This window comes from Candidatus Chlorohelix allophototropha (assembly GCF_030389965.1).
Lineage (GTDB): Bacteria > Chloroflexota > Chloroflexia > Chloroheliales > Chloroheliaceae > Chlorohelix > Chlorohelix allophototropha.
On sequence record NZ_CP128399.1, the window covers coordinates 957,033 to 980,979 of the forward strand.

At 44.5% G+C, this 23,947-nt stretch carries 18 protein-coding genes; 11 read left to right on the top strand and 7 right to left on the bottom strand.

Annotation, left to right across the window (positions count from 1 at the left end; genetic code table 11):
- Positions 1-114: 114 nt before the first annotated feature.
- The 7 genes from OZ401_RS04060 to asnB all read right to left on the bottom strand — a co-directional run bounded on the left by OZ401_RS04060 (position 115) and on the right by asnB (position 5,956).
- Entirely contained in the window at positions 115-549 is a 435-nt protein-coding gene (locus tag OZ401_RS04060) for a rhodanese-like domain-containing protein (RefSeq protein WP_341469434.1), read from the bottom strand.
- A 294-nt stretch (positions 550-843) separates the two neighbouring features.
- Positions 844-1,269 (bottom strand): hypothetical protein, encoded by a 426-nt coding sequence (locus OZ401_RS04065; RefSeq protein WP_341469435.1) that lies wholly within the window; start codon positions 1,267-1,269, stop codon positions 844-846.
- Positions 1,270-1,282: 13 nt separating this feature from the next.
- Positions 1,283-2,221 (bottom strand): 4Fe-4S binding protein, encoded by a 939-nt coding sequence (locus tag OZ401_RS04070; RefSeq protein ID WP_341469436.1) that lies wholly within the window; start codon positions 2,219-2,221, stop codon positions 1,283-1,285.
- A gap of 183 nt (positions 2,222-2,404) precedes the next feature.
- Positions 2,405-2,905, bottom strand: coding sequence for an IS3 family transposase (locus OZ401_RS04075; RefSeq protein WP_341469437.1), 501 nt, complete (start codon positions 2,903-2,905; stop codon positions 2,405-2,407).
- A gap of 1 nt (position 2,906) precedes the next feature.
- Complete coding sequence (locus OZ401_RS04080; protein WP_341469438.1) at positions 2,907-3,233, bottom strand: transposase; 327 nt, start codon at positions 3,231-3,233, stop codon at positions 2,907-2,909.
- Positions 3,234-3,472: 239 nt separating this feature from the next.
- Positions 3,473-3,769, bottom strand: coding sequence for a transposase (locus OZ401_RS04085; RefSeq protein ID WP_341469439.1), 297 nt, complete (start codon positions 3,767-3,769; stop codon positions 3,473-3,475).
- 261 nt (positions 3,770-4,030) lie between these two features.
- Positions 4,031-5,956 (bottom strand): asparagine synthase (glutamine-hydrolyzing), encoded by a 1,926-nt coding sequence (asnB, locus tag OZ401_RS04090; RefSeq protein WP_341469440.1) that lies wholly within the window; start codon positions 5,954-5,956, stop codon positions 4,031-4,033.
- A 334-nt stretch (positions 5,957-6,290) separates the two neighbouring features.
- Between asnB and OZ401_RS04095 the strand changes: the two genes are divergently transcribed.
- The 11 genes from OZ401_RS04095 to OZ401_RS04145 all read left to right on the top strand — a co-directional run bounded on the left by OZ401_RS04095 (position 6,291) and on the right by OZ401_RS04145 (position 23,941).
- Positions 6,291-8,816, top strand: a complete 2,526-nt coding sequence (locus OZ401_RS04095) for a right-handed parallel beta-helix repeat-containing protein (protein WP_341469441.1) — start codon at positions 6,291-6,293, stop codon at positions 8,814-8,816.
- Positions 8,817-9,424: 608 nt separating this feature from the next.
- A complete protein-coding gene (locus OZ401_RS04100) occupies positions 9,425-10,459 on the top strand; it encodes a hypothetical protein (RefSeq protein WP_341469442.1) in 1,035 nt (344 codons plus the stop codon).
- 288 nt (positions 10,460-10,747) lie between these two features.
- Entirely contained in the window at positions 10,748-11,746 is a 999-nt protein-coding gene (locus OZ401_RS04105; protein WP_341469443.1) for a glycosyltransferase family 2 protein, read from the top strand.
- A gap of 8 nt (positions 11,747-11,754) precedes the next feature.
- Positions 11,755-12,891: a glycosyltransferase family 2 protein gene (locus OZ401_RS04110; protein WP_341469444.1), complete on the top strand. Its 1,137-nt coding sequence runs from the start codon at positions 11,755-11,757 to the stop codon at positions 12,889-12,891.
- The gene (locus OZ401_RS04115) at positions 12,891-14,114 is read left to right on the top strand and encodes a glycosyltransferase family 4 protein (protein WP_341469445.1); all 1,224 of its coding nucleotides are present in this window, start codon (positions 12,891-12,893) and stop codon (positions 14,112-14,114) included. Before OZ401_RS04110 ends, OZ401_RS04115 begins: the two co-directional genes overlap by 1 nt.
- Positions 14,111-14,683, top strand: coding sequence for a hypothetical protein (locus OZ401_RS04120; protein WP_341469446.1), 573 nt, complete (start codon positions 14,111-14,113; stop codon positions 14,681-14,683). The genes OZ401_RS04115 and OZ401_RS04120 overlap by 4 nt, the downstream gene beginning before the upstream one ends.
- A gap of 47 nt (positions 14,684-14,730) precedes the next feature.
- Complete coding sequence (locus OZ401_RS04125; protein WP_341469447.1) at positions 14,731-16,035, top strand: hypothetical protein; 1,305 nt, start codon at positions 14,731-14,733, stop codon at positions 16,033-16,035.
- A 12-nt stretch (positions 16,036-16,047) separates the two neighbouring features.
- Complete coding sequence (locus OZ401_RS04130; RefSeq protein WP_341469448.1) at positions 16,048-17,229, top strand: glycosyltransferase family 2 protein; 1,182 nt, start codon at positions 16,048-16,050, stop codon at positions 17,227-17,229.
- Positions 17,223-18,386, top strand: a complete 1,164-nt coding sequence (locus OZ401_RS04135) for a glycosyltransferase family 4 protein (protein WP_341469449.1) — start codon at positions 17,223-17,225, stop codon at positions 18,384-18,386. The genes OZ401_RS04130 and OZ401_RS04135 overlap by 7 nt, the downstream gene beginning before the upstream one ends.
- A gap of 4 nt (positions 18,387-18,390) precedes the next feature.
- Positions 18,391-22,368, top strand: coding sequence for a lipopolysaccharide biosynthesis protein (locus OZ401_RS04140; RefSeq protein ID WP_341469450.1), 3,978 nt, complete (start codon positions 18,391-18,393; stop codon positions 22,366-22,368).
- Positions 22,355-23,941: a hypothetical protein gene (locus OZ401_RS04145; RefSeq protein ID WP_341469451.1), complete on the top strand. Its 1,587-nt coding sequence runs from the start codon at positions 22,355-22,357 to the stop codon at positions 23,939-23,941. The genes OZ401_RS04140 and OZ401_RS04145 overlap by 14 nt, the downstream gene beginning before the upstream one ends.
- Positions 23,942-23,947 lie beyond the last annotated feature (6 nt).

Consider the following 23,947-nt stretch of genomic DNA (forward strand, 5'->3'; position numbering starts at 1 on the left):
TATTATTATTAAGTCATTAAGAGTGGGAAATGAAAAGGAGTTTATTACGATGCATAGCGGTAAAATTCGCCCTATTGTACTTTGCGCCATACAAAACGAGAATAGCTTGTTGGTTTATGATGGGTACGACCCCAAGCGAGAACTTACTTTTATCGCTTTTTGGGTGGTGGAATCGAATTTGGCGAAAACAGCCTCAAAGGGAAATCGGTGGAAGAGACTTTGCTGGTAGTAAGTGTGGGCGGTGAACGGTACACTTTGCGAACCAGGGAGATGTTCTGTCCAGTAATGTTCCGGTTCGCGAATATCCAGAAGTTTCGCCCCCGTCGGAATTTTAGCCCGCACCTCCTCCCACTGTAATTCGGTTAGCTGCGTTTGCATCTCTGGTGAACCGTCCCGGTTTAACCCTATCATGCGTTTGAAATCGGGCGGGGCAGGAGGTAAATCCGCAGTTAGAAAGTCTACGACCCGCTTGCGGTCAAAAATTTGAAGAGCTGGGTTGGTTTTTTTCTGATAGCCGATGCCCTGAGCATACTCATACGGTTCGCGCACATAACTTGCTGCCTTTTATCTGCTGCTCAGCTTGCTGTTGCCTTATTTCCTAAAAAAGCAAGGCTTTATAATTGAACATTTAGTCTCTTTATTCCTTATTATTCTAGTTTTAATGGCAATTTTGAAGTTTGAAGTTGGTATTTTCTCATCCGGCTGTCACATTAATATGTTAACAAGAAAAAGTGAAGAATCTTTGTGGCAAATATGAAGAATAGTTAAAGAATATTCACCAACAAAAAAACAGTAGTGGAAAGAAATTCTTCCACTACTGCTCTTTGAAAAACAAGCAGATTGTTATGGTTTGGTCTTATCTCCTCCGGCTTTTGGTGTAGAAACCGTTGGTGGGGCTGCTACTCCTAATTTTTGCGCTATCCATGCCTTTAGGGTGGTAGTTGAAAAGTTTTCGCCCTTTCCTTCTAAGTCTTTTACTGCTGTAGAAGCTGCTGTGTCAGCCGGTAGCTTGAAAGCCGCTACTATAGCTGCCAGCGGTACATTATAAGCCGTTGCGATATCTCCCAGTAACATCCAGCCCTTTATCTCAGGCGGGTCTTTGCCCGTAATCTCCACTGCCTTACCGCTGGTATCCACTTTGCCACTGGTAGTCCACACGCCCATTGCTTGTGCTCCCAGAATTATCCCCATAAAGGTAACTACTGCCATAACCCCATACACGTAATGGTTTACTTTCGGTGCCAGTCGCCGCTTTGTAGTCGTTCCCATAATTTCACCTCCTCTACAGTTCTTTCTTAGCGGCTTCTCCCGCCATTACCAGTTCATTTTCTTCTTTTTTGAAAGTCGGTAGCATCGGCAAACGCACTGCCAACGCTCCGGTCGGGCAACCTGCCACACAACTCATGCAGTTTACACATTCACTGCTGCTGATACTCTTCATTTTCTTTACTTCCAGTTTGGAAGGGCAGGCATTGTTGCAGATGGTACAGCCGGATAGGCAGGTGCTTTCATCTCGTCTGATTTTCAGCAAACTAGCTTTTCCCACCAATCCGATTGTTGCACCAAGTGGACAGGCATAAGTACACCAAGGTCGTTCTACGAACAGCGATAACACCAGAGTGGTGAATAGGATAATAGTTCCACCCAGCGCGGCTTCTTTACCCAGGTTTAACAGGGCTGACCAAGGATCATAATCGCGGAAGACCATATATCCAGCCTGAGCGGTTTCCCACAGCAACCAAGCCAACACTAAGTATTTGACACCGTGAAGGGCTTTATCCAGCCAGCGTGGCATAGTGAAGGGTAGCTTTAGGTCTTTCTTGAAGAAGAGGCGGCGGAAATTGTGCAGCCAATCCTGAATTGCACCAAGCGGGCAAATCCAACCGCAGAAAGCGGATTTAGAGACCAGCGTCAGACCTAGCACTGCCACCAGCAGCACTACGTTGGAAAGGTGGGTATGCGCTATATACTTACCACCGGTAGAAATGAAGTTGTAGGCAGTTTCGAGACCACCAAAGGGGCAATAAGCCTCTGGATTGGCGATAGCGCCGTTATCGCCGTTGATGAGATTGCCCACCACGTGGTAAGCGATTAATGTGGTGAAGCCCACCTGCGATGCTCGGCGAAGAAGATGAATTTGCTTGGTGTCTTTTACCAGTTCGGGTTTACGCCGAATTGGGAACGGATGCTTTTTGTCTGTTCCTGAACTTGCGGTAGTCATAATCTGCTTGCCTTTCCTTATCATAAGGAGTTGGAATGTTTTCTACATTCAGTATGGGGTAGAAAAATCAAGGCAAGATGGGAGAAATATCAAGATTTGGTCAAGCTTGGCAGTAAGTAGAAACAAGCGGCAGTAAGACAAAGCAGGGAAAATTGACAGGTTTGGTAAATTAACAAGATGAGACTAGAAGAAGAATTGCAGCAGGCTAAAGCTGAAAATGCTGAACTTAGGCAAAAGCTGGCTCAAGCCTTGGAGCGAGTAGCTTTGCTTGAGGCGCACCTGGCTCAAAATAGCCGTCACCAACTGATTTGCCTCTCTGGCAGCTTTAGGATCATTGACACTGGTCAGTGGTTTCCTCCGTCTCCAGCGTTTCCAGCCCAACCCCCATTTCTTCAGTAAGCGCCTAACCCGCTTGTGGTTGATCTTTTCACCTGCCTTTTGTAAGGCTTTGGTTACGCGCCGATAGCCATACCCGCTGTAAGTACCTAGTATTTGCTCCACTCTTTGCTTCAGGCTTTCCTCCTCCGGGTTGGCTTTTTCCACCTTATTTTGGCGCTGGTAATACCAAGCCCGGTTGACCCCAAACAGATGACATAATTTCCTCAGAGAATAGCCCAGTCCTTGCTTTTGGCTGAGCCGGTATAACCCACCGATCATTTCACACCATTGGGCGATGGGGTACAATTCAGCATCGTCGAGACTTTTTTAGGATCGATATTTCCAGGGCCTGTTGACCCGCTAGTCGTTCCAGTTCACCCACTCGCTGGCGTAAGGCTTCCAACTCCGACTGTTCGGTTGAGGCCGCAAGAGTGCGGGATTGGGTGGGAGCGGTGAAAGCGGCTTCCCCTTTCTCCCGGTAGAGTTTTTTCCAATTATGGATCAGGCTGTCACTGAGATTATGTTCCCGGCAGAGTTGTATTATGGGTTTTTCGCCACTTAACACCGCTCTGACCAGTTTCAACTTAAATTCCGGAGTAAAGGTTCTTCCCTTCATTGCTTCCAGTCCTTTCACATACTAATCTGCTTTTATTCTACCCATTTCTTCTTAGTTTGTGGTCTGGTCTGAAAGGGTTCACTCCAGGGATTGTTCGAATATAGGCTCAATTTCTGCTCCTAGTTCCCGGTCAGCCTTGGCTCTGGCACTTTCTGGTCGTTTCCGCCAGGCGTAATAGCCGCTCTCAGAAACCACCTGCACCTTGCACATTAACCTCACCGCAAATTCCTGCTTGTGCTCATAAATGAACTGAAACCTCACTTTTGGTTCTGCGTGAAGATGGCTAGGGCTTTTTTTAAGATATCCCTTTCCATCCGCAGTCGTTCATTCTCCATTCGCAGCCGACGGAGTTCTTCTTCAGCCTCAGTTTGATGACCTTTACCAGGAAAAGCTTGCTCTCCTTTTTCAGCCAATATTTTACGCCAATGGTAGAGTACACTGTCGGATACCCCTAGTTCTCTAGCGATTTGTACCGCTGTTTTACCGCTGGTTTCCATTAACCGCACTGCTTCTCGCTTAAATTCTACTGGATACTCTTTCTGCTTATCTCCCATTTCTGCCTCTTCCTTTACTCCACGATTCCGGGGCAACTTCAAATTCTAAAAACTCCAATTCGGGCGTATGGGAAAAAAGAATTGGAAACAAAGCAAACCCACCTCTCTTTTCTTTGAGAGACAGTGAGTAGATATATGTTAATTATACTGGTAAACATAGCCAAGATCAGCGAACCTGCGGAGGAGCCTTATTGACAACCACAATCTACAACACCCTTATGAAAGTGTATTCCTACTCTCCACTTTTCCGGGTCAAACTCATTATGAGCTAATATTCCATTGCTTCAGCCAAATAGTCAGCGCTAACAGATTCCAGATAGAAATAAATGGCTCGTTTTCTTCATAGTGGGAGTTTTCCCCTCTTAGAAAAGGATACGCAAATGACTCTACAGCCCGTCCATCGAACAGACCTAACCCTTTAAACGAAGACTGATTCAATTGAGATAAGGCATATTCATTGAGAATCCCCTCTAACCAAGCTTTACCCGGCGCAGCAAAAGGACGTTTGGGACGGTTTAGGACAAAATCGGGCAAAATATCCTTATAAGCTTCTCTTAAAAGAGTCTTTTGTTCTGTGCCTTTAAACTTACGGCTAACCCTTATAGTCAAAGCCATATCTACTATAGAATTATCCTGAAAAGGTACGCGCCCCTCTACTGAGGAAATCATAGTCATGCGATCAATACGTTGGTTAAAATGCTCTCTAACCCATAATAATAAGTCGGCAAAGGCAAATTGGTCGGCAGTGGCGGCTTCTTTTACAGGTTTAAGGGTTAAATCTAAAAACTCCTGTACCACACTAACTCCTTCTGTGGCTCTAGGAATGAGTTTTGCTAGACTGCTGGGCTTAAAATGGCTGTAATTTTGAAGGTATTTAATATAATTGGGCTGTCGATACTTTAGATATAAATCTGTAACTTTTTTATGGAAAATGCTAGAAGGAAGGATAGAGCTTGCCAAGCGTAAGGGTTGGCGTAGAAACGGGATTCGCTCATATTTTTCTAAGGTGGTAGCTCCTAGATACCAAGGATAACCTCCAAAAAGCTCATCGCTACCATCCCCGCTCAATAGCACTTTAACACCTTCTTCTTTTGCCAGTATTGACATTGCATAAATTGACAGATAAGAAGGTTCCCAAACAGGCTCATCCAACGCAAATAGCAACTTTTCTAACAGTTGAATTAAAGTGGAATCATCTTTGATTAATACTTCGTGGTGCTGGGTTTTTAGTTTCAGCGCCACTTTTTTGGCGTAGAAAGAATCCCAGTTGTACATTTCCTCCATACGAGACTTACCAGTTTCAAATCCTACAGAAAAGGTATGCAATGAGTTCAGCTGTTTCCTTGAAGCAATGGCAGCAATTATAGTGGAATCCAATCCTCCGCTTAGCATAATACCCACCGGAACATCACTCATTAATTGGGTTTCTACTGCTCCATCAAGAGTCGCCCGAATCTGTTCCGAAAGTTGTCGGTCATCTCGCAAGTCTGGATTGGGAATAGAAAGAGTCGGCGTCCAGAAAGGGATATCTTTCAGAATACCTTCTTGAAGCACCATATAATGACCCGGTAGAAGCTTTTTCACACCTGCAATCAGGCAGTAAGGAGAGGGCACATAACCGAAAGTTAGATATAAATCGAGGGCTTTAGGATTAAGTTTGCGGATTATGTCTGGATGAGTCATCAGAGATTTTAATTCAGAAGAGAATATTAGCCTTTTTCCGTTCCAGAAATAATACAGCGGCTTTATACCCATACGGTCTCGCGCTAGCACCACTCTAGCATTGATCCGGTCGTATATTGCCAAGGCAAACATGCCATTCAACTTTTTAAAGCAATCTAAGCCAAATTCCTCATAGGCATATAACAGAGTTTCAGTATCAGTGCGAGAATGATACAAATATTCTCGTTTTTCCAAATCAACTTTTAAATCATTATGATTATAAATTTCACCGTTATAGACTAGTACAATATCTCCGGTTCTGTTTTTCATCGGCATATGCCCTGCCAAACTAAGGTCAAGAATACTAAGACGCAGGGAACCCAGTCCTATGGAAAATTTGGAAGTATTCTCCAGAAAGATGCCGGAATCGTCCGGACCCCGATGTGAAATTAACTGGCACATTTTTAGTAGTATATCTGGATTAACCGTTTTTTCCAGATCAATGATTCCGACAATACCACACATATTTTACCTTGATTATATATTTCATAGATTTTTGCCTCTGCCTACTTGCAAGTTTAGATAAACAATATACAGTGTGTCAACATTTGAAGAAAGTAAGGTTTTAATGCTCATATAAAAATTTCATTAAAATATTGTAGACTAGTGTCCGTGGTGATATAATAAACAATTATAACTATGCCGAAATCTAATTCTAACATTTTAAAATTAACAATCATCATTAGATAGATAAATGGAATCGGAAAAATGATCTGGTTTTTGGTTCATTTTCGGCTTAACCCGGTTTGATGTACGTTATTTTATCGCATATTTAGAATTATGGAAGGAAAGCAATTTGATGAGTGGTAAAGATAATGTTGGGGCTACTCCCTTTATCAGGGGACGGGTAAAATCAAGAATTAGTTTGCTCGCTTTTGCGCTTTTAGCCGTAGCTCTTTCGATAATATTTATGCCGGGTATTAAAAAGGCGCATGCTGCTACCTGTGCAGTACCATCGGGTTACACTACTATAAGCCTCGCTTTAGCTGCTGGGGCTGGGACCTGCGACACAATTAATGTTGCAGCAGGCACCTACAAGGAAACTCTTACCATTACCTACCCGGTTACTTTGCAGGGAGCCGGCGCTGCAACTACCATAATCCAAGACCCTGCTACCGTCAATCCATTTGCCGATATTTTAATCAGCATTAATGCCAGTAACGTGACAATCGACGGCTTTACCATAAGTGGCGCCGGTGCATTTACTACAAACAATGCCGTTTTTACGACGAAAACTTCCACTAACCTGAATATTCAGCATAATGTTGTCCAGAATTTCTTCCATGGTATCGTATTGACAGGACCGGATGATACCACTGAGTCTGGCGGTAATGTCATAAGCAATAACACGATAAGCGGTATTTATGGGCAGGGTCGAGCGATTGAAATGTATAATAATTTCTACGCTACGGTCCAAAACAATACCATTACGGATGCTTATATCGGAATCTCCTCTGAATATGCTACCGCCGGAACCGGCACTACCCCAATGCTGATTACCGGAAACACCATAACCTCAAGAGATACCGGCTTATATTTTCGTGAATTATTAAACACCCCTGTACCCTACACTATTAGCGGTAATACTATGCATACCGCCCCCATAACGGATGCGGCTACCCAGAATCAGAGGGGTATGCTTTTTGTCCATATAGATGGAAGTACAAGCCTGAGCGTAAGCAACAATAATGTAGATGGGGCTTTAATCGGCGCTTATATCTGCGGTGTGAGTGGTGCAGCAGGTCTGACCATTAGCGGTGGTACTTTAGATAACAATACCAACGGGGTAATCCTTGAGAATAAAAGTACAAACCCTGTTCTTTGTAGAGGTCAAGACACTCGCATCCCCCCCAACATCTTTACCTTTGGAGGATTAGTAACCCTCAGCGGTGTTACAATCCAAAATTCAATCGATAATGGCATCTGGATTCGCGATACCGATAATACCCAAACTGCGGCTAATTTTATCAAGTTAGTATTGACTAATGCAACCGCAATTACCAATTTTGGGATTGATGGTGTAAAGATTCAAAACCCCAACGCCCAGTTCGTCCCTAATAACGCTGCTTTTAGCGGACAGAGCGGAAGCCAATTATATATGGAATTGGTTGTTAACCCCATTGATATTGATGCAACCGCTACTACCTTTGAGGGCGTATTGGGGAATTCCCTATCTGGCACGCAATTACAATACGTTAAGGACCACAATCATTACAAGCTGCAAGACAATACCTTGGGAGATATCTTTATCAACCAGACCGGGATGATTGTTGCGCCTAAAAATATGCTTATTAAAACATTGACTACTGATTTGCATAGCAACTTTGCCAAGTTTTCTATCACAAACACGGCGCTATCTCCCGGAACGCTTGCCTGGTCACTGGGTAACTTTAGCTATACCGGCGATTTAAGCAATTGGCTATCCTGCGCTGCAACAAGCGGAAGCCTAGTTCCGGGAAATTCAGTTGATGTTAATTGCACGCTCGCTGCCATTGGTCGTCCGGGTACGTATCAGGTTACCATTCCGGTAGATTCTGTTCCTACCATTCCTCCTATATTGAACCCCAATCAAGTTGTCACTATAATACTTATAGTCGGGCTTCCCGAACCAGGGGATTTGGTTGCCCAATTAAGAGTTACTCCCGACCGAGAAGTTTCCAATGTAGCCGGTAGCTTGGTCACCTACAATATCCTGGTTAAAAACATCAGTAATTCGGGAATTGCGCAGGATATTAATGTTAGAGTTCCGATTGATCCAAACTTGGAAACAGGCTACGCAACCTTTACCAATCCAAAAGCTTGGGTAAAAGCGATTGTGCTTGATGCTCCTACACCCTATGTCCTGATTGGATTACCAAACCTCGGGGCAGGCGTAACTGTAGGAGGTACACTGGTATTCCGTGTAAAGCAAGCTGATACCACAGGCGCCAGCCTCTTTGCTCGCTTTACCGTTGACTGGTACAACGGAATACACCCCGTTAATACAACCAGCAACGGAGCCCGTGTCTTCTTTTCTGCTAATGGCGACAGGAATGAAACCGATGGCAATGTGTTGCTATTTTCACCTCCAACCAGCCAAGTTAAAAGCGGTGACAGCCTAGATATTGTATCCGATTTCTACGCACCGTCAGAAATAGTTGATTTGTGGTACACCGACAAAAACGGGCAGAGTGTATCGCTTGGTTATCAGTGGGCTAATCGAGATGGAATCCTAGTTATCCATTTGTCTACTAACTCTCTGATAGCTGGCGAATCCTATGTAGTGGCGGGACACGGAAGGCGCAGTGATATAATAGGCAGCGCTGTCCTTTATATTTTGCCATAACCGCTAAAAAACCCGTAGTAAAAAGCGTATTCTATAATAGAGTCGGCTCTTAGTAGCTGGCTCTATTGTAATAGCAGCTTTAACCTCTTAATATCTGAGCAAAATACTTGAAGTTTGGATACAAGTCATTCGAAAATAGACTCGTTATTTTCCTCAAAACGTTATTTGTCAAGGAATTTTTCGTAATAGCTTTATTTGTTTTATTCCTCCTTACTGATTTAGTACACAACACTAGGCTAAAATCAAATCCACTCTTAAATGCCTTTCCTGCTATTTTTCTTTTCATAATAATAGTAGGGATATTAACCTCTAAATCGGGAAAACCTGATTCACAGCAGCCCAATAAAAAGCTCCTTTTGTTTTTATTCATGTGCCATTTTTTTGCAGTTATAGGCGTTTTTTCCATTCAGGGGTTACTGTTTAACAACATTGGGTATCAATTCTTTTGGTTTGAGCCGGGGATTTTAGGGCTATGCTTTTTTATCTTTTTAGTAATATTTAAGATAGGGCTTGACCAAAATCGTTATAGCTATGAGGTGCCGTTATTCTTTTTCCGGTTGCCTTTCTTTATAATTTTATCCCTTTTGCTATTGACCTTGATATTAGTATTGCAAATTATTTTTTATCCTCTGCTACCGGGTCGCGCCGATATGCTACCGCTGGTACAGAATGCAGCAGATTCCTTCATTAAAGGCTTGCCCCCCTACCAAATGTATCGCTTGCCCACTGGGGTAGACCATGTATCACCTGTCGGCTATTTGCCTGTTACTTGGTTACTATATGTTCCGTCAGTTTTATTACAGATTGACCCGCGCTGGATGCAATTACCTGCGGCACTGGCGCTTTCAACTTTAACTTACGAACTTGTTAAAAGGAAGCTTAATATTTGGTGGGGTCTTATACTGCTTGCCCTTACCCTAAATTTATATAACATCTGGCGACACGACTTATATTTATTGCCCTACACCGCTCTGCTAGGTAGCGCTTTATTCTGTTTTGGTAATAAACATTGGATTGTAGCCACTATTCTTTTCGCCCTATGTACTTGCGCCCGCCAGACCTGCCTTCCTATTATTCCTTTCTATTTTCTTATTCTCTGGCGCGAGAAGGGGCTGAAGCAAGCTTTACTGAATTTTTTGATTTTTGGAGTTGTTGGGGCTGGCATAATCGTTCCATTCTTATTATGGCAAGGTGAGACTTTTGTTTATAGCATTGTGGGCGGTACCCTTCGATGGGATACTGTTGATGCCAAGCTTGATAGCTCAGTTTTCAGCGCCGCTTCCCAACGAGCGGCGGAAGGGCTTGAAATGCCCGGCAGGTTCGGTGGCTTTAGCCTTGTTCCCGTCATATCTCTCATAATCCCAATGCAATCCAAAGCTTATTTCCTCTGGCTGATTGCTTGGTTTATACTAAGTTTAGTAGCGCTATTGGCTGGACTGCTAGAACAAAAACCTGTAAAAGCAATGGGTTTAATGCTCTTACAGATGATGCTCTTTGTTATCTTTTTGGCAGGAGATGAGGTACATTATGCGAGTGAAATAGGCATAATCAGCCTATTCTATGTGGCTTATACTTACAAACAAAGCTTAGAAATATCTCCTGAAAACCTTAGCTCGCGGGCTTTAGATAAAGATCCACCATAGATATTAAAAGTGTATAAAAAATATAAAAATGAGGTGAATTATAGATAGTATTAGTCTTACTATAACTATATAATCATTATGAAGCAGAAAATTTAACAAAGAGAGCCTAGTGTAAGGTATGTAATAAAGGCTATGACAACACCTAGAAAAAAGCATTCACCCAAATCACTTCTGCTCAAGGCTCTAAAACCGCGCTTTTCAACCAATTGTTAAAGAGTCTAGCATACCTTTCAGATTGTAACGTAGCCTTCCGTTATACCGTTCAACTATTTGTGGAGATACAATTTAGTGTACACATCTGTCAGGATTGAAAAATGTGGTGAAGCATCTTTTACTTCACCCTCATGGGGGATAAACCACTTTCAAAGCTTGGCTGTAGTTATTCCCGCATATAATGAGGAACGTTTTATCGGCAGCGTGGTTATTCATGCACTTCGCTACGCTCCAAAAGTAATTGTCATAGATGATGGTAGCTCTGATGCTACTGCCTATATTGCCGAACAAGCCGGAGCAACAGTTATAAAGCATGAAACTAATCTGGGTAAAAGTGAGGCGGTAAATACTGCGCTTAAGTGGGCTAAGCAAAACGACACCCAAGCACTCGTTTTCATAGATGGCGATGGGCAGCATAAACCAGACGAAATTTTAAGAGTTTTTGAACCGATTCTGGCAGGCAAAGCCGATTTGGTGGTAGGCTCACGCTTTTTAACGATTAAAAGTGAAATTCCAGTATATCGGCAAATTGGTCAGCATTTACTAACCTCCTTTGTCAACTTAGCAAGTAATGTTGCAGTTACTGACTCACAGAGCGGTTTTAGAGCTTATTCACGCCGCGCAATTGAGTTATTACATTTTAATGGTTCGGGTCTATCAGTTGAATCAGAAATGCAATTTCTGATCGAAGAACATACTTTGCGAGTGGTTGAAGTGCCAATCAGCGTTATTTATAAAGAAAAGTCCAAGCGCAACCCCTTTTCACATGGTATGCAGATAATTTCAAATGTGGCACGTTTAATGGGGCAGCATCGTCCTCTCTTAATGTTTGGGATACCCGGCTTATTTGCCATATTGATGAGCGTTATAACGGGGCTTCTAGTATTTGACATATACTCCGAAACCCATGAAGTAGCATTGGGGTACTCTTTAATCACTATTATGCTAATAATACTGGGTGTATTATCAATCTTTGTAGGGCTAATTCTTCATTCGGTAAGAGCCTTTTTTTTGGATTTGAAGAAAACGATGCAACATAACTGCGTACTTTCCAATAGAGTCAGCAGGAGGTAAGACGTTTTTTGGCAGGAAAGCATTCATTTGAGTTAGAATATATAGGTTCGTCTGTGCAAACCCTTAAAACAAGGGCTTACCTTCACCAAAATACCCAAGAATATTCAAAGACTGCCACTATTACAATAGTTTGTTATAACCATAGCCGTCATATAGAAGCCTGCCTTTCCTCTGTGCTGAAAACGCTTCCGGAAGGCTGTGAAGTAATAGTGGTGGACAATGCTTCTACCGATGGGAGCGCCGAACTGGTGGAGAAGCTTTTCCCTCAGTTTAGGCTTATAAAGAATACGGTAAATGAGGGATTTGCCGGAGCCAATAATACCGCTTTTAAAGAAGCCAATGGGCGTTACCTAGTTGCACTCAATCCCGATACAGTCGTTACTGAGGGGTGGTTGGAAGCTCTATTGGTTCCTTTCAAGGAGGCTGAAACCGGACTGACTACTGCCCGGATAATGCTGTTGCAAAAACCAAGTCAGGCAAATACATGTGGTAATGAAATGCATTTCACTGGCATAACCACTTGCCGAGGGCTGGGTTGGTCTTTAGATGAACCCGAACTTTATCGTTCCGCAATAGTTCCGGCTATTTCAGGGGCATGTTTTGCAATCAGGACGGAGTTGTGGAACGAGTTGGGCGGGTTTGACCCCACTTTCTTTACTTACCTAGAAGATACCGATTTATCGCTTAGAGTACGCTTGTCCGGTTATAAATGTGTCTATCTACCAGACGCAGTGATATATCATGATTACACCAATCAATTTTCTTCCCGCAAGCTCTATTTTCTGGAACGCAACCGCCTGTTACTATTATTGAAATGCTATTCAACGCGCTCTCTATTGCTTTTATTACCAGCTCTTTTGTTGGCAGAGGCACTGGTCTGGGGTTATGCGTTTACCCATGGCGCTACTCGCTCAATTCTGGAGGCATATGGCTGGGTTTTTATACAGCGCAAGGAAATACTCCAGAAACGGAAGATTGTAAAATCTTACAGGCGAATAAATGATTATGAATTGTTCCGTGAAATGCAATGGAGGCTAAATATCGGGCAGTTGAGCGGACCAACATTGGCTAAACTTGCAGATTTAGCTCTAAATCCGATCTTTTGGCTTACTTATAAAGCCTTCCAGCTTAAGATGTGGCGTTGATGAGTGTGGTTGTTACTCCAACAACTGCCCGTACTCCCCACAACTGGCGCCCGCTTCGCATAGCGCAGATAACTGCTACCTTCCCACCTTATCATGGCGGCACCGGAAATGTCTGTTATTATAATTCTAGAGAACTGGGCAAGCTCGGTCACCAAGTGCATGTTTTTACCCGAACATTGAAAGGGCTTCCCGCTCAAGAAAAGGGTGAGGGGTTTATGGTTCATCGCCTCAGACCTCTTATAAGAATTGGGAATGCTCCAGTTTTGCCGGGACTTTTGAAAGAGTTGCGAGGTTTTGATATTATCCACCTCCATTATCCCTTCTTCGGAGGCGAGTTGTCGGCTCTTAGCGCGGTCTTGCACGGTGTACCCCTCGTAATAACTTATCACCAAGATGTATTGCTAACGGGGGTTTTAGGAGTGGTTGAAAACATATTGAGCCACACCACCGGGCGCATGACCCTCCGTAGCGCCGCCAAGCTTCTTTTCACCTCCACCGATTATGCAACCTATTCTAACGCTCGCCCACTGCTTAAAGGGCGTGAGGCTATAATAGGCGAATTACCAAACGGGGTTGATATTACTATCTTTACACCCGGCGTTCCTCGTTTGGATTTGCTGGCTCGGTACAAGCTAGAGCCTCAGAATCGAATTGCGCTTCTTGTAGCGGCATTGGATCGTCCCCACTATTTTAAAGGGGTCAATGTTTTCCTCGATGCTATGGAGTTGCTTCCGCCCTCGTACAAAGGGTTAATAGTAGGCGAGGGGGAATTGCGACAGGAATACGAGAAACATGCCGAAGAGCTAGGAATTAAATCTCGGATAACTTTTGTCGGTAGGGTTAGTCAGGAAGAATTGCCGGATTATTACAGGCTGGCGCATATTACTATCCTTCCTTCAACAACAAGAGGCGAAGCCTTTGGCATGGTGCTGCTGGAATCCCTAGCCTGTGGGATACCGGTGATAGCTACGGATATGCCGGGTGTGCGTACAGTGGTTGAACCGGGCAGAGACGGGTTACTGGTCACACCGGGTGATTCGATACAATTGAGCCAAGCGATTGAGCAGCTTTTAGAATCGGATGCCCTGCGTCAAACAATGGGAATACAGGGGCGGGCTAGAGTTGAGGAGCATTACAACTGGCTTTCGCTCATTTCCCGTTTGGAAAAAATATATTTTCAGGCGCTGAGTGAAGCCGGAACAGACCGGCGAGGTTTAGCTTGAAAACTGCGGTCGCCAATATCCCATTAGAGTATTTGTATGCGTTGGATGCTGTAATGCCGTTGCTAGCAAAAAACGGCTATAAAACAGTCCTGTGTAATATTCAGGAATTGCTCTCAGAACTGAATATGCGTTTGGAAAGCGTTGAAAATCGAGCGGTGGGAGGCGTAAGCTTATGGATAGAACCTCAAGCCGATGACTGGCAGGCACAATTGAGCCATTTTTCAACTTTAATTACAAGTGGAAATACTTTGCTTATAATTGCTTCCAGACCACTGGCGCGGCTATTACCGGAACGGCGTTTATGGCAGGGCAACCCGCTGGGATTGCAACCGGGAGGTATCCGCCAGCTTAAGAAAAGACTGCCGCTGTCAGGTTTTCGGCTTGAAGCTGCACACGGGATTCACACGCTTTTATCAACCGGGATAAATAGCTTTAGTACGGCGCTTGGTAAGGCTCAGTTGCCTTCTCTCTCCGACCGCCTGTACTTTGCCGCCCGGCTTAATTACAGGGCGAGCGGTTGGCTTTCATCTCTTTCCACTGTTTCGCTGATAGAAGCAAGTGTGTTGTAAAGCTGTAACCCTACACTGGAAAAAATATTCTGGAAAAACTTAGAGCCGTGTCCGAACTGACTAATAGCCCTATTGATGACGCGCTTGCCCGGTTGGAAGCTTGGCTGGAAACTATGCGCTGCCCCGGCGGTTACGGTGGACCTGTGGCGCACTGGTGGCAACAGAGTCTTCTGTATACTGGTCCCGGCTTGGATTGGCGCTACGAGGGTATAATTCTTGGGTATTTGCTGCTATGGAAAAATACTGGACAAGCACAATGGCTAGAGAAAGCTTGTCGAGCTGGAAATGATTTGCTGGAAGGACAGCTAAAAAGTAAAAATTTCAAAGCTTCTTCCTTCGAGAGAAATCCGGCTATCGCAGGGACACCGCATGAAGCAGCTTGCGATATAGGGCTGCTATCTCTGGCATTAGCCCTAGGGGAAATTGACCAGCCTAAGTATGCCATCTGCGCCGAGCAAAATATCAAAGAGTTTCTGATAGAAAAGCTCTGGGATGAACAATCCCGTTCTTTCTGCGATAACATTGCCAAAAACACCTTTGTACCAAATAAGGCGGCTACCATTTGCGAAGCCCTTTTTCTGTTGGCAGAAGTGACCGGGGAGTCTCGTTGGGTGGACTATTACGCTTTACCTACCCTCAACCGCATATTACAATATCAGTGCGGGAAAGAACAGGGCAGGTTGGAAGGCGCGGTAGCTCAGAACAGTATAGATAATCAGATGGTGTTAAAATATTTCCCGCTGTATAACGCCAGATGTGTAACTGCTCTGCTAAAAGGCTATCGGTGGAGTGGGCAGGCGCGTTTCCTAGATTCGGCGATAAAGATTATGCGCTTTATTACAAGCTGGTCTTTCGGCGAAGGCAGTTTTCCTACTGTGGTATATTCCAATGGGACAACCAATACTGCTCCGAACTGGATAGCGGCGTTAGGTGATATATTACGGGCTAATGCTGAGTTAGCGACCTTTGGCGCAGATTTCAAAATGGATGGGTCGCTTCAGAGATTACTGAATGGTCAAGATGATACGGGCGGTATCCAAACGGCGAGTGGCTTTGCTCGCCAAGCTGGAAGAAACAGGTTAAACTTGCCAGATGTGCGCGATGTTTTGCATGTGGCGGGATGGTGTGATAAAGCGTTTCGCTTTTTGGCAGGGTACGTTTCAAAAGCCCCTTTGCCTGAAGCAACAAGCGGAACATTTGAAGTAGCGTGTGTGTTAAAGGGACAGGCTCTTAAGGTGGTAGAAACCCCGGAATTCCTAGAAGTCAAAAACCGCCAATCACAAATCCGGTATCGCTGGCAGAAGGGCAAGATGTGGGCAACGGTAGCTGAAGCTGAATTTTGGCTGAAGTGAGATAACCTGATTATGATGACAATTTATAAAATGCCCGAATCTTCTATTTTAAAGAAACTGCTACAGAAAAAGCATGAGAAAAAGCATGTAGGTAAAACCATTTTATCCATAGGGATAACTGCGGTTGCATTTCTAAATTTGCGTCTGTGGCAACGCGATAAGCGACTATTGACTGAGTTAAAAGCCGAAATAAATCGGGAAGCTTTACTGAGTTACACCCCTAAAATAAGTGTATTGGTAGCGGCTTGGAATGAGCGAGCTAATATAGAAGCGCATCTGCTTTCTTTCAAAAATCTGACCTATCCTGATATTGAGCTTATTTTGTGTGCCGGTGGCGCCGATAACACCCTAGAGCTGGCATGCCGCCATGTCGCGGAGAACATCCTTATTTTGGAACAGTTTCCCGGCGAAGGCAAACAACACGCTTTGTCCCGTTGTTATGAACGAGCAAGTGGTGAACTTATTTACCTGACCGATGCAGATTGCCTGTACCAAGATAGAGCGTTGCTATATTTGCTGGAGCCTGTTACAGAGAATGGAGAACAGGCTGTTACCGGCGCTTCCCGCCCATGGGATTGTCAGATGGGCAAGCCCCTGCCAGACTATCTCTGGGCTTCCGATACGGTTTCAAGTGCGCGTAGCCCTCATTATATTCAGGGGTTACTCGGTCGGAATACGGTTATTACACGCCAAGCTCTTGACCGCAGCGGTGGAATGAATTTCCCGGCTTCCAGCGGCACCGATTACCAACTCGCCCGGCGTTTGGTTAGCAGTGGCGTTCGAATACGCTATGTCCGCGCCAGCCAGATACCTACGGTTTACCCGGAAGCTTTAGGGGTTTATCGGCGCAAGCAATCTCGCTGGTTGCGCAATCTGCTGCAATACGGGTGGCAGTATCGCGCAAAACAAGACTTGTGGCTAACCGTCAAAACGGTATCAATCGGCTTGATAATGCTGGTTTGTCCACTGTTAGCGCTATTATTCAGGTCCAAAACCCTAGCAATCTGGTTCTTAGTGTTAACGCATTCTGTTTTTTCAAAAATGCGTTATCTTAGGTTTACTGCCAAGCTTTACCAGCGTCCGATTTCGCCCCGCACTCTTTTGTATTTATTGCCTCTGACGCTTGCGGATTTTTTCATTTGGGCATCGCCCTTGCTTGACATGTTTCTGTCTAGGAATCGCATTCGATGGTAGAAACTTTTATGCTAAAGACTTCGGTGAAAACTTCATCTCCCAAAAATGAAGCTCTAGCTATAAGGCTTGTGGGCTACAATCCCAACCGCCCCATTTCCAGTGGTGGCATTACAAATTATATACAACAACTGGCAGCCAATTTGCAGAATTTGGAGTCTAGCTTCCAACTTCAAGGCGCAGAAGTGCAGCAGCTTTTCCGGGTATATCCCTACTGTCGAGGGGAAATTTTGCATATTCCAATGATAATGGGAGCGCAGGTATTGCTGACAAGACGGTTCAATCCGGCAGTGGTGACTGTGCATGACCTAGGGGGTTTGCTTTTCCCCTCCGATTTTACCAACCGGAAGTTGGTGGATAAAGTAGTTTTCCGGCTGGCTTTATCAGGAATGCGAAGAGCCACGCATATTTTAGCCGATTCCCTTTACACTAAAATGACTTTAATAAAGCATCTGGCGATACCTGAAAATAAAATAACAGCGATTCCTCTAGGGGTTGACCACGCCCACTTTACGCCACAAGATAAAGCTTACGCCCGTAGCCAACTTGCGACCCGCTTTGGTTTATTCTTTCCAGAAAACCAGCCTACCTTGCTCTATGTAGGAAGTGAGTTGCCTCGTAAAAACTTGGGCGTACTATGGCAAGCCCTTAATCACCTACGAAAAAGCTATCCGAAAGCACTGCTCTTAAAAGTTGGAAAGCCCGGTGGAGCATTTCGGGAGAGAACCATGCGTGAAATTGAGCAGTTCAATGTTTCAGAGGCAGTTCATTTTCTGGATGAGGTGGCAGACGAGCATTTGCCCCTGTTTTATAGCGCTGCCGATATCCTCATACAGCCCTCTCTCTACGAGGGTTTCAGTTTGCCCACTGTAGAAGCTATGGCATGCGGTTGTCCTGTTCTGGCAGCAAGAGCAACCTGTTTGCCGGAAGTGATTGGGGAAGGGGGCATCTTTTTTGACCCCTATTCGTTTGAGGAACTGGCTATGCTTATTGAGAGCCTATATCAAGATGAATGGAAAAAGAAGTTCTTGCGTGAATACGGTCAAAAACAAGCCCTTAAATACGATTGGGCAACCGTTGCAAACCAGACTCTCGGTGTTTATTATAAAATAGCTGAGGCTAACATTATGAACCACCCTAAAAAGCGCATAGGTTTTTAGTAAAATGACCGTACAAAGTAAGAATCAGGGCGGGCAAATTGCTAAGCCGGACGGGAAATCTGCTCTGGCAAAAACTACTATTCTGATGTCTTTTGTTAGCGCGCTGATGGTATTTCTAAATGCCCTCAGCGGTTTCTATGTAGCGCGAAATCTAATACCGTATGAATACGGGCGGCTCACCTACTTTACAAGCCTTTTTCTAATCGTTTCACTTGTTTTCGGTTTTGGTCTGACCGTTTCAGCCATTCAGCACCTCTCCCGCTTTAACATCGTGAAAAACTACTCCGAACTGAACCGGATGTTTTACTCCCTGTTTCTTATGCGCCTTTCAGTACTGCTACCATTGTTGCTGTTAAGCGGGTGTCTGTCTCTGATTACAGGGGACGACTTATATTTCCTAGTTGGTTTGGCGGCTAGCCTATCGGTGGTAGCGGACTTCCTGTGCGGGGTTTTTCAGGGATTACAGCAAATCTGGCGAACTGCCCTGCTTTATCTGCTGCAACCCATCGCCTTTATAGTGTTGCTGGTAGCAGGTTTGAATCAATCCAGCAAATCCGTAATATTAGCGCTTGAGCTATCCTTTGGGCTTGCCTGTGTGTTAGGCATATTATTATTATGGGGAACAGGTATTGCGCGTCCCTTGCTGAAATTTTTTTCGCTGCCTCATATTAAAGTTGCTTTGCCTATTTCAGGTCAATCTTACACTATTTCTCTTTTTCAGACGTTATACTACACTTATGCGCTGGTGTGGCTTGGTAGCCTGAACCAGTATGGTGAGGCAGCTTTACTCAACATCGCGTGGACTTTGGTGAGGATTTTACCGCTTGGGCTAACTCCTTTGCTGAATACTGTGCTATTCCCCCGTCTTAGAAGTTTGGTCACTTCGATCGATGACCTTAATGATAGGAAGAAGGCTGCCTCGAATTTGGTAGCAATCTATTTCAAGGGGGTTGTAGTTTTGGGGTTAAGCGTTTCCGCGCTTATGGCGTTTTTCCCTGAGATAGTAATTGAGTTCTTCTATACCTCGAAATATCTTGCAGCTGCTCCTATCCTAGTAATCCTAGCTCCTACTGTCCTATTTTTAGGGCTTGAGCCGCTCTTGACCGTTACTTTGATTGCGCTTGAAAAAACCATGTTGCCTATAATGGCTAACCTGTTGCGCCTTTTGCTGGTGGGAGTCATTGGGCTAGGTGGTTATATGCTGGGCGCTTTGGATTTGAATCTTTTGCTGGCTTTAGCTTATCTGTTGTCTGCGTTTGCTGGAACTGCCTTGCTGGCTTTTTACTACTTCAGGCTATCAGGCACCTTTCACGCCGGGTTGTTGTTTGGCTTTGCCGCTTCAAGTATGGGTATTGCCGCGACTTGCCGACTTTTACTCCCGGAAATTTCGGGCGACTTTATAGTGCGCCTTTACCGCCCGGCGGTGGGCGGACTTTTAATGGCAGGGATAGCGTTGGTTTTTCTAAAGAAGGATTTCAAATTCAATTTTTTCCGAATAAAGTCGGCAAAGAAAATAGGTGCGCTTGCTCTGTTAGGGTTGTTACCTCTGACATTCATTGCTGCCCCGACTCAATCCACAGCCCTAGCTCAATCAGATTTGAATTGCAGCGGAGCCGCGCAATCACCTCGAATATTAAAACTAGATTGTCTCTCGGAAAGCTCCACCGCCCATTTCTTGATTACAATGTATTCCAGAACAGACCTGCTCTCCAATGTAAGCTGGGAAAAGCAACTGAATTATGAGGATTCCATCTGGCTAATCAGGGTTGCTAACGATGAGCGGGTTAAATTGGCGCTGGATTTTCATCGCGAAGGAAAAGCGCAGTACGCCGACCTGTATGACGATGGGGACGGTGATGGTAACGTTCGCTACGATCTATATGCCGGTAGCCCACGAATATTAGAAAATCAGGGTCGCTGGACTGTGCGAGTAACGGCACAGGAGGGTTGGTGGAAACCAAATGGCAAGCTCAATTTCAATCTGGATATTTTGGTGGATGGCTCGCTTAGAGGCTCTTATGGGTCTGGTTTTATTTATGATTATAAGAAATTACTAAAAAATGACGGTCAGCTTGATTTTGAGATTCATGTGCGAGACCCTAATAATAGCGGTTTTCCAAAATACGAGTGGCGGCAAGATCGGTCTCCGCTGCCGGAAGACCCCACAGTTAGCGGACAGTATCGTACAGAAATTAATGCAAACTTTGAAGGAAATGAAGCGCCTATTAGCGGGGCATTATTCTGGCCCTATTTAAGCCAAATAGTCGGGAATTATATTAAGGGCTATAACGTAAGCGCATCCCCAATTCAGGTGGACTGGGAAAAGGGCAAAATTGTGCAGATTTCCGAGTTTGTAGCTTCACGCGGGAAACCGGGCAATTTTTTTGTCTATTCCTTAAACCGAATCAAGGAGGGACAGCTTAATTCTACCAATTTTGAGAATCCTTTTGCTTTTTATGACCTTTCTGGCGTAAAAGATGGGTGGCCCGATACAGCGATTCGCTTTGAAGCCGCGCTACCCTTTCAATTGCCCGGTGATTTGTCTATTCCGAAACCGATTAATATTCTAGAATATGCTTGGGGAAAAGAACACAATCATAACCTGACTTATCAGGTGAGCCTTTGCGGGACAAAGCCGATAGATCAGATAATTTCCTTCCCGGAATTTACAATAAAGGCAGTGCCTCCTCAAAAGCTACCCGGTTGGGTAACAGGGCAAAACTGGGATGCGGCTACTTTTGTGGAAGTAGAAAAACAGCCCTACTGGACTTCAGAGATAATATACGAATGGACGGTGGAACAGGCTGATAGTAAAGGTCGCGAAAAGGTATTGCCTTGGCGCTATATTACCGGACTTGAAAATACCCCCCCTGCCGATGCTTTTTCCCATATACAAGCCGGATTTCGCGGGGAGTATTCGCTTAACTTGCAGGCAAAACCTTACTTGTATTTCAGCCCGGTGGATCATAAACTTCACTTGTTAAAAGCGGATGGAGGAGTTTGGAATTTAGATGGGCAGTCGGAAATTAGCTACACCGACCTTGACCACGATGGCTATATCGATATGTGGCGTTATAGTTCGCCTGCCTCAAGCGATAGCTTGACTCCTGAAATTCGCCAGCTAAATTTGGCGGGAGATTATTTAGTTTATCAGGACGGGTCGCAAGTATTACTTCGCAAAGCGCGGGTAAACGCCTTTTCTTTTGTCACCTTACCCCCTACCAATCAAACTGAGTGGGAGAATTTGGGCAAAAAACTTAAGGAACAGCAGGCAAGTTTTCAGCCTACAGATTTTAAGGCGATGCTGAATCAGTTCGAGGGGCAGGATATACTATTTTCCCATGCTAGTTTCAGTGATTTTCGGTCTCTTAAAAACGGCTCGTTTAGATTTATTCTTGAGCTTAGAGAGGCTTTCCACTCTCAGGAGAAAGCTTTACCCGGTATTACAGACCTCAAGCCCGGTAAGTATGTGGTGGAAGATTTGGATGGCGCTTTAAGAATTACGCCCTCCACCCCTCCTGCGCTAAGGGTAACACTTTCCACTCAGCCTAAACGCTATCTGGAGCAGAATGAAGTTCTAATAGCTATAAATAATGATGGGGAGGAAGATATTAGCGAGGGTCAACTGGAATTATGGGTCTCGCGCTCCCAAGAAGAGCTGCGCCTAGTAAGTTCGCAGACCATCTCACTACCCGCCAACAGCAAAATTTCGCTGCCTTTTATCTGGACTCCTAGTAGCGCCGGTCTATGGTTGCTTACTCCCAAGCTGCGCTATAAAAATGAGGAGCTAATCAGTCACGTTTCTGAACAGATTACGGTTTTACCTGAGAAAGGGGCTTCATCGGATAATATTGCGCAAATACTCTGGGCTGACACGAACTTATTATTTGTGTTGCTTTGTCTAGGGGCAATCGCTACCCTAGGTGGGTTAGTTTTCTGGAAGCATTGGCAAACTTCAGGTCAGGCGCATGATGCTGAATAAACAGAAACTACCTCAAGGCAACTCGCCTCAAGTTGCGACTAATTATCTTGTTTGTGGCACCCTAGTTGGGTATGTTTTACTTTTAGCCATCTATTATATAGGTCGCTATGGTGGGAACTGGGCAGAGTTAGACTCTAGCGTATTGAGCAAGATAACCCGGAATTTTATTGAAAATAAGCAATTGGTGCCTAGCAGTGGTGAAGTTTATCCAAACGGCTATTCCTACCAAGCCCTAACCGCCTTTATCACCACCCTTACGGGTCTGACTGTCGCGGATTTACAGCAGTTGGTCTATCCTTTGACCGCTATATTGGCAGTTCTACCGGCGTGGTTACTCTATTATGAGCTTACCGGTAGCCTTAAAGGCACTATTCTTGCCACGCTTCTACTTTTCACCCAGCCCGAATATTTGTTTGTGTTATTTCGCAGTTCCCATGAAAAGTTTACGAGAAGCCTCATGTTGCTTTCACTGTACTTTTTGGTAAAAAGCTTTGAGAAACAGGGGCGACCCAGAAAATCCATTCCTTATGTGATTCTTTTTTATTTCGCAATTTACACCCTGATGAGCTTTAATAACCTCATGGGGGCTTCTTTTATTTTTGCGCTATTCTTGACCACAGTAATAGCGTTGCCGGTAGGTAAAATAGGCTTGCAATTGTGGTCTCATGCGTTGCTCCGCTTTCGCTATATAATTTTAACCTGTCTAGTTCTAGCTTACCTATTTACCTTTTATATATACCCTCCGGCAATGCACGATCTTGTATTCCTTAGAAATATCTGGGATCGCGCTATAGCTCTATTCTTGAGTACCCCCAAAGAGCCTGATATTCCGGTTAGTGATGTGATTGGATGGGTAAATCCGATAATTTACCTGTTATTGAGTCTACCTACCTGGATTATTACGATAGCCGCGTTTGTTATCTGGTTGGGAATGAGTTGGAAATGGCTGGTAAAGCAAGAAAAGCCTGACTCACCAGTGCTCTCTTTTGTATGGCTTTTATATCTTGGGTTTGGTATTCAAGGCGTATTATCATGGATAGCGGATAAAAGCGGTAGTGGCGGTAATTTGGTATATCGCCTTTTCCCTTCAATTTCTCTGTTGTCTGTGGCGCTGGCTGGTCGTTTCCTTGCAAACTGGAAACCTCCCAGATATATTAGAGTCTGGAAGGTAGGGCTTGCGTTTGCAATTGCCTGTCTTGCGTTTGTTTCTATCTTAAAAGTCACAAACGAGCCTACTCTTAGCAATAAATGGACTTTCTACTCTATTTCAGAACTGGTAGCGCTGGATTGGACTGATAAAACTGTTCAATATTCACAAGTTTGGACAGATTTTGATGAGCGGCTTTCGGTCGCGTATGCAATTGCAAGGGGGGAATCAAAAAACCACAACGATTTTTATGGTTATGAACTAAGAGAAACGATAACACGCTACTTGCTGGATAGTAGCCTTAACAGATTGCGTAGTAAGCGCTTGCAAAAAGTTATGCCATTTCCGCCGGACGCTCTGATAATATATGATAATGGAGAGACGCAATTACACCGATTATATCCAAAAACCCCTTTTCAGGATTAATGCTCT